Source organism: Mycetohabitans sp. B8 (genome assembly GCF_021991875.1).
In the GTDB taxonomy this organism is placed as follows: Bacteria; Pseudomonadota; Gammaproteobacteria; order Burkholderiales; family Burkholderiaceae; genus Mycetohabitans.
Window position 1 is genome coordinate 281,000 of the sequence record NZ_JAHLKR010000018.1, and the last position, 12,194, is coordinate 293,193.

The 12,194-nt window shown below is 62.6% G+C and carries 11 protein-coding genes; 4 read left to right on the forward strand and 7 right to left on the reverse strand.

Annotated features, from left to right (window positions below; translation table 11 throughout):
- Positions 1 to 60 precede the first annotated feature (60 nt).
- The 4 genes from kdpC (at position 61) to KQH60_RS10630 (ending at position 5,438) form a co-directional block, all read left to right on the forward strand.
- Entirely contained in the window at positions 61 to 642 is a 582-nt protein-coding gene (gene kdpC, locus KQH60_RS10615) for a potassium-transporting ATPase subunit KdpC (protein ID WP_237576408.1), read from the forward strand.
- Between the two features lie 367 nt (positions 643 to 1,009).
- Positions 1,010 to 2,176 carry a porin gene (locus KQH60_RS10620; protein WP_237576409.1) on the forward strand — a complete coding sequence of 389 codons (1,167 nt, stop codon included), beginning with the start codon at positions 1,010 to 1,012 and terminating at the stop codon, positions 2,174 to 2,176.
- 488 nt (positions 2,177 to 2,664) lie between these two features.
- Positions 2,665 to 4,923: an amylo-alpha-1,6-glucosidase gene (locus tag KQH60_RS10625; RefSeq protein ID WP_237576410.1), complete on the forward strand. Its 2,259-nt coding sequence runs from the start codon at positions 2,665 to 2,667 to the stop codon at positions 4,921 to 4,923.
- Positions 4,924 to 4,976: 53 nt separating this feature from the next.
- Positions 4,977 to 5,438: an NUDIX hydrolase gene (locus tag KQH60_RS10630; RefSeq protein ID WP_237576411.1), complete on the forward strand. Its 462-nt coding sequence runs from the start codon at positions 4,977 to 4,979 to the stop codon at positions 5,436 to 5,438.
- 6 nt (positions 5,439 to 5,444) lie between these two features.
- Here the strand turns inward: KQH60_RS10630 and KQH60_RS10635 are convergent, their stop codons facing one another.
- The 7 genes from KQH60_RS10635 to KQH60_RS10665 all read right to left on the reverse strand — a co-directional run bounded on the left by KQH60_RS10635 (position 5,445) and on the right by KQH60_RS10665 (position 12,179).
- The gene (locus tag KQH60_RS10635) at positions 5,445 to 5,744 is read right to left on the reverse strand and encodes an H-NS family nucleoid-associated regulatory protein (protein ID WP_237576412.1); all 300 of its coding nucleotides are present in this window, start codon (positions 5,742 to 5,744) and stop codon (positions 5,445 to 5,447) included.
- Positions 5,745 to 5,952: 208 nt separating this feature from the next.
- A complete protein-coding gene (locus KQH60_RS10640; RefSeq protein WP_237576413.1) occupies positions 5,953 to 6,171 on the reverse strand; it encodes a hypothetical protein in 219 nt (72 codons plus the stop codon).
- A gap of 746 nt (positions 6,172 to 6,917) precedes the next feature.
- Positions 6,918 to 8,066 carry an ABC transporter ATP-binding protein gene (locus KQH60_RS10645; protein WP_237576414.1) on the reverse strand — a complete coding sequence of 383 codons (1,149 nt, stop codon included), beginning with the start codon at positions 8,064 to 8,066 and terminating at the stop codon, positions 6,918 to 6,920.
- Positions 8,063 to 8,716 carry an ABC transporter permease gene (locus tag KQH60_RS10650; RefSeq protein ID WP_237576415.1) on the reverse strand — a complete coding sequence of 218 codons (654 nt, stop codon included), beginning with the start codon at positions 8,714 to 8,716 and terminating at the stop codon, positions 8,063 to 8,065. The genes KQH60_RS10645 and KQH60_RS10650 overlap by 4 nt, the downstream gene beginning before the upstream one ends.
- Before the next feature lie 14 nt (positions 8,717 to 8,730).
- Complete coding sequence (locus KQH60_RS10655) at positions 8,731 to 9,609, reverse strand: glycine betaine ABC transporter substrate-binding protein (protein ID WP_237576438.1); 879 nt, start codon at positions 9,607 to 9,609, stop codon at positions 8,731 to 8,733.
- A gap of 43 nt (positions 9,610 to 9,652) precedes the next feature.
- Complete coding sequence (locus KQH60_RS10660; RefSeq protein ID WP_237576416.1) at positions 9,653 to 10,369, reverse strand: ABC transporter permease; 717 nt, start codon at positions 10,367 to 10,369, stop codon at positions 9,653 to 9,655.
- Between the two features lie 457 nt (positions 10,370 to 10,826).
- Positions 10,827 to 12,179, reverse strand: a complete 1,353-nt coding sequence (locus KQH60_RS10665; RefSeq protein WP_237576417.1) for a sigma-54 dependent transcriptional regulator — start codon at positions 12,177 to 12,179, stop codon at positions 10,827 to 10,829.
- Positions 12,180 to 12,194 lie beyond the last annotated feature (15 nt).

Sequence of the window (12,194 nt, forward strand, 5' to 3'; positions counted from 1 at the left end):
TCGTTTGTGTCCGTCCGGCCTTTTTCGGGGCAGCACGCTGCTCCACTGTGAACCATGATCATGAACACTTTACTGCGTCCCGTGCTGGTGCTGTTCGTCGCGCTGACGGTGATCACGGGCATCGTCTATCCCGCCGCGGTCACGGCGATCGCGCAGGCTGTTTTCCCGGCACAAGCCAACGGCAGCCTGATCGAAAAGAACGGCAAGCTGATCGGCTCGGCGCTGATCGGACAGCAGTTCGATAGAAACGACTACTTCTGGGGCCGGCTGTCGGCGACGACACCGAATCCGTACAACGCGCAAAGCTCGAGCGGATCGAACTTCGGCCCGACCAATCCGGCGCTGGCGGACGAGGTGAAGCGGCGGCTTGCCGCCTTGCATGAGGCCGATCCGGCCAACACGGCGCCGGTGCCGGTGGACTTGGTGACCTCGTCAGGCAGTGGCTTGGATCCGGACATCAGCCCCGCGGCGGCGGCTTACCAAGCCCCCCGCGTGGCGCGGGCACGAGGCCTTTCACAAGCGCAGGTCGACGAGCTGATTGCCCTCAATACGACCGGCCGGCAGTTTGGCTTGCTGGGCGAGCCGCGGGTGAACGTGCTCAAACTCAACCTGTTGCTAGATGAGTTTAAGCCGGTGCACTGAGGAAACGACGCGGCGATAATCTGCCTCTATAGGGTAGGCGCGTGGCATTGCCGGCTTTGCATCTATCGCGCCCGGGGGCAACGCGACAGCCTCGAGGCGGAACGCGACACATTGAAGTATTGCCCGTCCTCGCTGGACGGGGCGATGTCTTGTGCGGCGCGCGTGGTGGGCTGCAGTGCCTTATTCCCTACGGGAATCTGCATTGGCAGCGCGAGCTATCACACCATCTGCCAAAAATGGCGGTTGCAAATCCATACCGTCTGGATTTAGCAACGTTAGCCGGGCTTTTATTTCTTTTTTCTACAGGCGTCGAGGTATGCTGCGGCCGCAGCGAAAATTCAATGAACTACCGTTTGGAGAAGATTAGATGAAACGACTGGTACTCTCGGCCATCTCGCTCGGCGTACTCGCCGCTACCTCGGCAGCACATGCCCAAAGCTCGGTGACATTGTATGGCGTTATCGATGAAAGCATTACCTTCTTGCATAACCAAGGCGGCAAGAACCAGTGGTCCACGGTTTCCGGTAACCTGCAGGGGTCGCGCTGGGGCTTGAAGGGGACGGAAGATTTGGGCGGCGGCCTAAAGGCGATCTTCCAGTTGGAAAACGGCTTTAACCCAAACGATGGCCGTCTTGGCCAAGGTGGCCGCGAATTTAGCCGTCAAGCTTATGTAGGGTTGCAGAACGATGCATACGGCACGGTGACGCTGGGTCGTCAATACGTGCCGGATACGGACCTGGTACAAGGCATGACGGGCGACAACTACTTCGGCTCCGTGTTCGCAACGCCGGGTGACGTCGACAACTACGACAATAGCATCCGCGTCAACAATTCGGTCAAATACACGAGCCCGGTCTGGGCCGGCCTCCAGCTCGAGGGCTTGTACGCGTTCGGCAACCAGGCCGGCTCGTTCGGCGACCGCCGTGCGTGGGGCGCCGCGCTGGCGTACACGAACGGCCCGATCGCCGTGGCGGCGAGCTACCAGTACTACAACGGCGGCAAGGTTACCAACGGCGTGCGGGACTTCTCGGGTTCCACCACGACGGCGACCAACACGACGAGCGACTCAGTCTTCAACGGCCCGGTCAACGGTGCCTACACGTCGGCTGCGTCGCTCAAGATCGCCCGTGTCGCCGGCCAGTACGCCATCGGCCCGGTCAACGTCGGCGCATCGTACAGCAACGCGCAGTACACGGCGGATTCCGCTTCATCGTTCGGCCAGACGCAGAAGTACAACACCGGCAACGTGTTCGCGACCTACCAGGCTACGCCGGCACTGCTCACGGGCATGGGCTACAGCTACACGAAGGGTTCGGGCAACGCGTCGGCCAAGTACAGCCAGGTGAGCCTGGGCGCCGACTACAGCCTGTCTAAGCGCACCGACGTGTACCTGGTCGGCGCATGGCAAAAGGCCACCGGCCAGCAGGACGGCGCGGGCTCACAAGCTCAGGCTTCGATCAGCTCGTACGGTTTTGCAGGTGCGAACGGCGGCGCGCAAGAGTACATTGCGCTGGGCATGCGCCACAAGTTCTAAGCGGCACGCAATCTGCCCTTGCAGGGGAACCGGCGTGGCCGGTTCGACGCAGGGGGCAACAAAAGCGCAGGTCACGCCTGCGCTTTTTTCATTGGCGCTCGGCTGCCGCGGCCAGCGCGCGGCCAACTGCCGCCGCGTGGCCAACTGCCGCGTCACATGCACCCGGTTCTACCGCGCCGGGCCACGGTCACCCGTCATGGTCTCACGGCAAGCGAGCCGCCTTGGCATCACAGCAGCTTGCCCGGATATTGGCCGGATGAGATGGCGGCGATCAATTGCTCGATAACCTGTTCGGTCAACGTGCACGATCTGGCCGACATCGGCAAGGCCGAGTATTCAACGTATCAGGTTTGCCTGTTATATAAGAACCTGGGGACTGGGCGAACATCCTTGTACGAACGCACGATCGCGTTGTGTAATGGTCATACAATCGACAGCACGCGAGCGGTGCTGTGACAACGCAGGTGTTTTGAAAGGGAAGCCAACTCATGCAGGAGCCAGAACCGATCGCCGGCGGGCTCGCGAAGCTGCCGGAGCAGGGCGCCGAGACCGGCGACGACGACGGCGTGTTCATTGCGCCGGAGCACGCGAATGTCATCTCCGGCCGGCCGTATGTGCTGAAGTCGGACGACACGTTTGTCGTCAACCAGCCGAACGGCGATATTCTAGGCCATGACGATGGTCTGTTTGTCAACGACACGCGGGTGCTGTCGCAACTGCAGCTCACCTTTGGCGGCCGGGCGCCGCCGCTGCTGTCGGGCAGCGTGAGCAGCGATAATACGGCGTTCACCGCGCACTTGACCAACCGGCCGCTGCCGCCGTTGGGTGGCGAGCATACGCCGCAGGGTGTGATACATGTCGAGCGTTTGCGGGTGCTACGCGGTAATGTACTAAATGAGGCAATCGCGCTGACCCATTATGGCACCGAGCCAGCGGTCGTTCCGCTGTCAATTTCGTTTGCCAGCGATTTTCTAGACATATTCGAAGTGCGCGGCTCGCCGCGCGGCCGGCGCGGCACGCTGGTGCCGCCCTATGTCGACAATGACGCGGTCGTGTTCGGCTACCAGGGTTTGGACAATGTCGAGCGCATTGTGCGCATCGCGTTTTCTCCCGCTCCGGACAGGCTGCTGCCGGGGCACGCCGATTATACATTGACGCTGCCGCCTGACGCGTGTCTGTCGGTTTACCTGCAGGTCACGATCGTTACCCGACCCCTCAACGAGGCCGCCGCGCAATTGCCCGGTAGTCGGGTGTCGACGCCGCCAGCCGGCTTGAGCGGCGCGGGACGGGCGGCGGTACGCGCCGCGCTGGCCGAGTCGCGCCGGATGATGCGCGGTAGGCGTCGCGCCAGTGTACGGCTGCGCTCGAGCAATCCGTTGTTCAATGCTTGGATGGAACGTTCGTTTGCCGACTTGGGATTGTTGACCACGGATCGGGACACTGGACCCTATCCGTATGCGGGCATTCCGTGGTTTTCGACGCCATTCGGGCGGGACGCGGTGATGACGTCCTTGCAGACGCTGTGGGTGCAGCCGGCGCTGACTCGTGGCGTGCTACGTTTTCTCGCGGCCCACCAGGCGCGCGAGGATTCGGCGTTTCGCGATGCCGCGGTTGGCAAGATCATGCACGAAATGCGCAAGAGCGAGATGGCGGCGACCGGGGAAGTGCCGTTTGCGCTGTACTACGGCGGCGTGGACACGACGCCGCTGTTCATCGTGTTGGCCGGCGCCTATTTCGAGAGGACCGGCGATGCGGCATTGATCGACGAATTGTGGCTGGCGCTGGAGCGGGCCGCGCAATGGATTGCACGGGTGTGCGATCGCAACCCGTTCGGACTGCTCGACTATCAGCGCGCGGCGGACAGCGGCCTAGCCAACCAGGGCTGGAAGGACAGCCACGATTCGGTGTTCCACTCGGACGGGCGCATGCCGGACGGACCGATCGCACTAGTCGAGGTACAGGCATACACGTGTGCGGCGTTCGAGACAATGGCGCGGTTGGCGCGGCATCGTGGCGCCGCCACGCTCGCCGCCCACTACACGACGCGTGCCGAAGCGCTGCGCGAACGGGTCGAGGCGATGTTCTGGATGCCGCAGGAAGGCTTCTATGGAATGGCATTGGACGGGCATGGTCAGTTATGCCGCGTGCTGGCCTCGAACGCCGGGCACCTGCTAGCGTTCGGGTTGCCGGACAAGGCGCGCGGCGAGCAGGTCGCGCGTACACTCGGGTCCGCGTTATTCCATACCGGATGGGGCCTGCGCACGCTGGCCGGCGGTCAGCCCCGGTTCAATCCGATGTCTTACCATAACGGTTCGGTGTGGCCGCACGATACCGCGCTGTGCGCGCGTGGCATGGCGCGCTACGGTGAAAAGGACGCGGCGGTGCGGTTGCTGCAGGCATTGTTCGAGGCGGCGGTCAACTTCGATATGCGGTTGCCTGAGCTGTTTTGTGGCTTCACGCGGCGGCGCGGCGAGCCGCCGACCGCCTATCCGGTCGCGTGCTTGCCACAGGCCTGGGCGGCAGGCTCGCCGTTCATGATGCTTGAGGCTTGCCTGGGGGTGACCGTGGACGCGCAGCGGGAAGAGGTCCGCATCGAGCGCCCGCGATTGCCGGAAGGCATCGATTGGCTGGAAGTCGGCGATCTCCGCGTGGGTCGCCGAACTGTATCGCTGACGTTCCGCCGCGTGGGGGAGCAGGTGGTGCCGGCCGTGGATCGCGGTGACGCGCGCGTGCTCGCGTTGCTTTAGCGCGGTATGGATCGGTGCATCGGAGCCGTACTGGAACGTGAAACTGGATCGTTATGCCAAAACAGACCTCGTGCGGCGTCGTGATACTCAATGAATTGGGTAGCCTATTGCTGTGTCACGCAACCGAGACGCGCCACTGGGACATCCCGAAGGGTCAGCCCAATCCGGACGAGGCGCCGATCGATGCCGCACTGCGCGAGACTCGCGAAGAGACCGGTTTGACGCTCGACGCAGCAGCGTTGGTCGAACTGGGGGTATTTCCTTATCGACCTGATAAGGAATTGCACTTGTTCGCGACCCGCGTCTCGACGTGCAATGTCGATATCCGCGAATGCGTATGCACGTGCCTGTTTCCGAGCTACCGGAATGGGAAAATGATTCCCGAAATGGACGCGTTCCAGTGGGTGCAACCGGCCGAAATCAGCCGCTACGCTAGCGCCAGCCTCACGAGATTGTTTGACACCCAACTTTCGCTGCTGGCGTTGCACCGCCAACTAAACGGTGCAGCACCGTAATCTGCGTTATTCCTTGATCAGGAACCGTTCGCGTTTCTTGCCGTGAATCCAGACCGGCGCCCGTCCCCGTCCGGACCACGTGGCCCCGCTGGCTGGATCCCGATACTTCGCCGTCACGCCGTCACGCTTTTCCTGCGCGCTGCTCGTCGCATGCCGTCGGCCAAAGATGTCTTGTGACGTTAATCCGTATTCGGCGACCTTTGCGCGGATGTCCGCGAGTACTGCGTCGAGCTCAGCCACGCGGGCCTCCTCGGCTTTTTGCTGCAACGCTTCGATTTGCTGCTGAAGTTGCTTGTAAGTTGCCATTCGTTTTTTCAGCTTGAGTAGAATAACGCGATGATAGCGTGCGCGGCACGCGTCGTGAATGCGTTGACGCAGAAAAGACGGCTTGCCCCGGTTATACGTCCGATACGTTTCGTTTCGGAACGAGCAAACCGGGCACGCCTGTGCCGGTGGCTTACACGGGTATGGCGGCCGACGCACAGGCCGCTGTGGCCCATGCACGGTCTTGTATTCAACCCCCGTCGGGTAGCCTCGCCGGACGGCGAGCCTTGCCGGCGGTGCGTGTGCGGGGCAGCGGGCCGTCTGGTTCGCCGTGGCCACCACTACTATCGCGGTCCGGACCCCACAATGCATCCGGGAGGTTACGCTCCATCTCGTCGCGGGTAATCTGTTCTGCCAATTGTCGAGATTTTGGGGTGGCGGGGCCTGCTGGCCGGTTCGCTCCTGACATAACGTACTCCTTGTGGTTGGACAAGTCAGCTTATATCTAAGCACATATCACGACTACGTCAAATCCGCATGCAAGGAGGCGCATCTTCCATTCCCGATAGGCCTTGTGATGTGGCCTGGCATTGCTGTGCGTTCAAGGTCCCGAATGGAAGCTCAGTCTATATGTCGTGCGCGTGCGTGCCTTTTCAATTGAGATGGACTTCTCGGCTTTCTTCGGAAATGCTTAGCCTGACTTTTTGATCTTCGCTAAGAGCGGCGCCTATCCGTGTGTGAAATATATGCAACGGTCCGTCGATATCGGCGATACGTGACCTTGACGGGTTAAGCCAGTGAAGCGCCGCGACGCACTCATGAGTGGCCGACGCAGCGCTTGGCCGGCAGATTTGCCAGTCGAACAGCGTTTCGCTACCTTTGGCCAAGTTCTGTGGAACCCCTATCCGGTCTCCTGCCGGCACCGGCCCATCGACGTCGATGGGGCGCTTCGATGTATCGCGCACACTCGGGAGTCGCCTGCTTGATCTCGGGAGCCCAACACCGGCAGTCGGGGCGCGCGCAGCATCTCCACACTCGGGACGCCCTTAATTGGTATTTGCCGTAGCAACGCTCGGCGTACAGTAGCGTGCCCGCAGTACCAAGCTCAAGCGCTCCCGCCATCGCGCCTCGCCCGGATCACCCCGGCGTGTCTGCCGAGAAAGTGTGCTTTGTCGGCCAGCTGTGGGCTTGGCTGGCCAGTCAGGCCGGCGGGGGCTACCTGCCAGCGGCGCTCGACACGCCGCGCGAGCGGCCCGAGCTCAGGTATTCGGCAATCGAGTCCTGCGTGATTTCGCCGAGGTAGCCGCCTTCCGGATCGACGACCGGCAACCACGGCGAGTTAACCTCGAACATTTTTGACAATACCACGCGTAGGTTGTCCTCCGCGTTCACGGTGGTCGCGAATTGACGCATTTTGTCGCCGCAACGTGCCGGGGTGGACGCGCCTTCGCGCGCGATACGACGCGATACGTAGCCCAGCGCGCGCTTTGCGTCGTCGGTGACCGTCACGTAGCGATTATCGGTGTCATCCATCACGCCGAGCGCTTGGGCAAGTGGGGTATCGACGTGCACGGTCTGGGTGTGGGCCGCCGCGTCGCTCGCCTTGACCAGCAACAGGCGCTTGAGTGTGCTGTCGTGGCCTACGAACGCGCTGACGAATTCATCCTTGGGACGGGCGAGCAAGGTGTCGGGATGATCGAACTGCACCAACTGGCCGCGCCGGAACACGGCGACCTTGTCGCCTAGTTTGATCGCCTCGTCGATATCGTGGCTGACCATGATCACCGTTTTCTTCAGCGCGCGTTGCATCTGGAAAAACTCGTTCTGGATCGACTCCCGGTTGATGGGGTCGACCGCGCCGAACGGCTCGTCCATTAGCATCACAGGCGGATCGGCCGCGAGCGCACGGATCACGCCGATGCGTTGTTGCTGGCCGCCTGATAGCTCGCGCGGATAGCGCTTCAAGTACAGCTTCGGGTCCAGCGCGACCATCGACATCAGTTCGATCGCGCGCTCGCGATAGCGCGATTTGTCCCAGCCGAGCAGCCGTGGCACGACCGTGATGTTCTCCTCGATCGTCATGTTTGGGAACAAGCCGATCTGCTGGATCACATAGCCGATGTGGCGACGCAGTTCCACTTCGTTGACGTTCGCGGTGTCCTCGCCGTTGAGCAGCACTCGGCCGCTGGTCGGCTGGATCAGCCGATTGATCATTTTCAACGTCGTGGTCTTGCCGCATCCCGAAGGGCCGAGAAAAACGCAGATTTCGCCCTCGGCAACGGTCAGGCTGACGGCGTCGACCGCCCGTACCGCACTGCCGTCCTTACGCGTGAAGGTCTTCGTCAATTGGTCAAGTTCGATCATGTCTTCGCTACTCCCTTCGGTGTCAATGCACGCTGCAGCGCGTGCAGCAGCAGGTCCGCGACGATGGCCAGCATGCTCACGAGCACCGCCCCGATCACTAGCCGCGTCATGTTGCTTTGGCTGATCGCGCGCAGTACCAGCTGGCCGAGGCCTCCAGCACCGATGACTGCGGCAATGGTCATCACGCCGATGTTCATGACGACGGCTGTCCGTACGCCGCCGAGGATCACCGGCACGGCGAGCGGTAGCTCGACGAGCCTGAGCCGTTGCCAGCGCGTCATGCCGATGCCGGTACCCGCTTCGCGGATGCTTGGATCGACATTGCGCAGCGCCAGGTAGGTGTTGCGCATGATCGGCAGCAGCGAATACAAGAATACCGCCACGATCGCGGGAGCGGGGCCAATGCCGATACCCCAGCGCGACAGCAGCGGAATCATCAGGCCGAACAGCGCAATCGACGGCAGCGTGAGCACGATCGTCGCGCAGCCGAGCAGCGGACCGGCCAGCCATGCGCATCGGTTGATCAGGATGCCGAGCGGCACGCCGACGAGGATCGCGCAGCCGACGGCGGTGCCCACCAGCGCGAGATGCTGCAGGGTGAGCGACACCAGTTCCTGCCAGTTGTTCGAGAAATAGGTCATCAAGTCCATCGGTTCTCCCCGGCTTAAGGCAACGCGTGCGTGCGCAGGAAATCGGCGGCGACCGCGCTGACCGATTCCTCGTCGATGTCCACGCGCTTGTTCATCTCGGACATCACGTCGCTGTTGATCTGTGCGGACAGTGCATTGAGTTGCTTGGCGAGTTCTGGGTGCCGGTCCAGCACGGCGCGGCGCACGACCGGCGTTGCGTTGTAGGCCGGGAAAAAGCCGAGATCGTCGTCGAGCACAGTGATGCCAAAGCCTTTGATACGTCCGTCGGTCGTGTAGACGAGCCCGAACATGGCTTGATTGTTGTGCAACGCCGTGTAGACCAGCCCCGCGTCCATCTGCTTGATATCCGAGCGGCGCAGTCGCAAGTCGTACAGCGCCTGCAATGGCCGCAACCCATCGGGCCGGTTCGCAAACTCCGCGTCCATCATAAACCAGTGCCGTTTGTGCGGGCCATCCTGTCGGATCTTCGCGGCCAGTTGCGAGATCGTATGGATGCTGTCGTGTTCAGCGCGCTCGCGAGGCATCGCCAGCGCGTATGTGTTGTTCAGCGTCGATGGCTCGAGCCATATCAGGCCACGCGGTTTGTCCAGATCGCGTACGCGGCGGTACGCGGTCTGCGGATCGAGCTTCTCATGGATTCGGTGGTAGACGATCAGCGCCGTACCGGTGTAGTCCCATACGATGTCCAATTGCCGATTCTCGAGCGCGCTGCGCAACAGCACGCTGCCTAGACCGCTGCGGTTCTCGACTGGGTAGCCGCGCGAGCGCAGGTATTGTGAAGTGATTTCTGCGAGTAGCAATTGCTCGGTGAAATTCTTGCCGCCGACGACCAGCGCCGCGGCGTGCGCCGGTATCACGCCCACCAGCGCGGTGCCGGCGAGCAGCCAAGCCATGACGCATTTGAGCAAACGGGTCATACATTCTCCTGTGCTTTCGTTACAGTGTCAGTCCGCGACGCGTCAACACGGCGCGAGCGATGCCGGCAACGAGTGCGTCCAGCGCGAGCGCCAGCGCGGCAGTCGACGCGGCGCCCAACAGCAGCATGGCCGGATCATTCAGGTAAATCCCCGGGAAAATCAATGTGCCGAGGCTGTCGGCGCCAATCAGGAAGGCCAGCGGCGCGGTGCCGACATTGATGGCGAGGGCGGTACGCACACCGCCGACGATGATCGGCATCGCGTTAGGAAGCTCGACCTTGAACATCGACTGCAGCGACGTCATGCCGAGGCCACGCGCCGCCTCGCGCCATGCGGGCGGCACCGCGCGCATGCCCTCGTATGCGTTGCGGGCAATCGGCAATAACGACGCAAGCCACAGTGCGACGATCGCCGGCGCGGCGCCGATGCCCAGGACTGCAAGGGCCAGCGCGAGCACCGCCAGTGACGGCACGGTGTTGCCTACGTTCAGTACCTGCATCAGCCGCTCTGCATGTTGCGGGTTCGACGCGCGGCTCAGCACGATGCCCGCGGGGATGCCGGTGAGCAGCGCGAGCGCCATCGACGCGCCGACCAACAGCAGGTGCGCGCCGGTGTAGTACAGCAAATCGGCATGGTACTTGCGCAGCATGTCCAGCCCGATCGCGTGGACCAGCGCTGTCACGATCAGTGTCAGCACGATAAAGCTCGACAATAGCTTCGCGCGACGACTCGTCATCGTTGAGTTCTCCTCGTGGGTTGCCGATACAGCACGCGCCCTAAAGCAAAGACAATGGCGAGCCATGCGCGGGGCACGAGGCTCGGCACGCTGAAGGCGGACGGCACAACGCCGTCACATGCTGCACCGTTGCCCGCTGCGCGGTCGCATTTGCAACGATGGCCGCTGAACGGGCAGGATGTCGTCCACAGACGACTTGCGGAAGGACTGGGCGCAACGCGCCACCGCGTCCACTAAAGCGCCCGGCATGGCCGGGCAAATGAAAAGGTCCGCCGATGCAGACCCAACTTTCATGCAACCGTATGGAAATTGCACGAAATTGCTCGGATCACGCAGTAATTACCACGATCTTGTAGTGCAGACGACATTATTCTATTGAATATTCACACAAAAGTCCAGCACTGGCAGGGAAAACGCAGTCATCGCTGTCCGAACGTCACCGCAGGCCGGCATGGGCTCATGTCTCGCCGCGCATGGCGAGCCCGTAGCGTTTAATCTTCTCGTACAGTGTCGCCTTGCCAACTTGCAGGTGTTCGGCCGCGCTCGATACGGTGCCGCCGTGCGCATGCAGTGCCTGTGCGATCAGCGCGCGCTCGAATTGCTCGACGCGCTCTTTCAATGGTTGCGCGTCGTTATCCGGGCGGGCGGCATGCCGTACATCGTCCCAGTCGAGGCCGAGCACAAAGCGATCGGCCGCGTTGCGCAACTCACGCGCGTTGCCCGGCCAGTGCTGTTGCATCAGCGCGTGCCGCTGCGCGTCGGTGAGCACGCGCGTCGGGCGCTGGTAGCGCACCGCTGCATTGAGCGCGAAATGCTCGAACAGCGGCACAATGTCCTCGCGACGCTCGCTGAGCGGCGGCAGGGCGATCGTCACGACATTCAGGCGGTACAGCAGGTCGCGTCGGAACGTGCCGGCCGTCACATGCTCGTTCATGTTCCCCTTGGCCGCCGCAATGATCCGTACGTCGCTGTGCACTGGCGTGTTCGAGCCCAGCCGTTCCAGCACACCGTCCTGCAGCACGCGTAGCAGCTTGGCTTGCAGCGCGAGCGGCATGCTTTCGACTTCATCGAGAAACAGCGTGCCGCCTGATGCATATTCGAGCTTGCCGACGCGGCGTCGCGTCGCGCCGGTGAACGCGCCTTGCTCGTGGCCAAACATCTCCGACTCGAACATCGACTCGGGCAATGCCGCGCAGTTGATCGCGACGAACGGCCGGTCGCGTCGCGCAGACTGTTCATGCAATGCCCGTGCAATCAATTCCTTGCCGGTGCCGGTCTCGCCGTTGATCAGTACGGCGGCATCGGTCGGCGCGACGTTGGCGATCATCGCGCGGACCTGCTCGATCGCCGCGCTCGTGCCGATGATGTGCACGGTGCCGGGACGCTGGGTCGCCAGTTCTCGGCGTAGTGCACGGTTCTCTAGTTGCAACGCGCGCCGTTCGAGCGCGCGGCGCACGGCATCGGCGAGGCGCTCCGACGAAAAGGGTTTCTCAATGAAGTCGTACGCGCCGTCGCGCATCGCCTGCACCGCCATTGAGATATCGCCATGGCCGGTGACGACGATCACGGGCACATCCGGCGCCCGCTCGCGCATCAGCGACAGCAGTTCCAGGCCGCTCGCCCCGGGCAGCCGGACATCCGTGACGATCGCGCCGGGCACGGCGGCGCCGGCGGCGTGCATCGCGTCCAGTGCGGCTTCTACGCTCGGATAGCCGGTCACGTCGAAGCCGCCGAGCATCAGGCTCTGGACGTTGGCGTGCCGTACCAGCTCGTCGTCTTCAATAAATAATACCTGCAAGCCGTCGGTCATGATCGTGGTTGTTCA

What these genes read in the sequence shown, in the direction of transcription:
- kdpC (WP_237576408.1), top strand. Translation starts at nt 61, where the DNA reads ATGAACACTTTACTGCGTCCCGTGCTGGTGCTGTTCGTCGCGCTGACG.
- KQH60_RS10620 (WP_237576409.1), top strand. Translation starts at nt 1,010, where the DNA reads ATGAAACGACTGGTACTCTCGGCCATCTCGCTCGGCGTACTCGCCGCT.
- KQH60_RS10625 (WP_237576410.1), top strand. Translation starts at nt 2,665, where the DNA reads ATGCAGGAGCCAGAACCGATCGCCGGCGGGCTCGCGAAGCTGCCGGAG.
- KQH60_RS10630 (WP_237576411.1), top strand. Translation starts at nt 4,977, where the DNA reads ATGCCAAAACAGACCTCGTGCGGCGTCGTGATACTCAATGAATTGGGT.
- KQH60_RS10635 (WP_237576412.1), bottom strand. Translation starts at nt 5,744, where the DNA reads ATGGCAACTTACAAGCAACTTCAGCAGCAAATCGAAGCGTTGCAGCAA.
- KQH60_RS10640 (WP_237576413.1), bottom strand. Translation starts at nt 6,171, where the DNA reads ATGTCAGGAGCGAACCGGCCAGCAGGCCCCGCCACCCCAAAATCTCGA.
- KQH60_RS10645 (WP_237576414.1), bottom strand. Translation starts at nt 8,066, where the DNA reads ATGATCGAACTTGACCAATTGACGAAGACCTTCACGCGTAAGGACGGC.
- KQH60_RS10650 (WP_237576415.1), bottom strand. Translation starts at nt 8,716, where the DNA reads ATGGACTTGATGACCTATTTCTCGAACAACTGGCAGGAACTGGTGTCG.
- KQH60_RS10655 (WP_237576438.1), bottom strand. Translation starts at nt 9,609, where the DNA reads ATGGCTTGGCTGCTCGCCGGCACCGCGCTGGTGGGCGTGATACCGGCG.
- KQH60_RS10660 (WP_237576416.1), bottom strand. Translation starts at nt 10,369, where the DNA reads ATGACGAGTCGTCGCGCGAAGCTATTGTCGAGCTTTATCGTGCTGACA.
- KQH60_RS10665 (WP_237576417.1), bottom strand. Translation starts at nt 12,179, where the DNA reads ATGACCGACGGCTTGCAGGTATTATTTATTGAAGACGACGAGCTGGTA.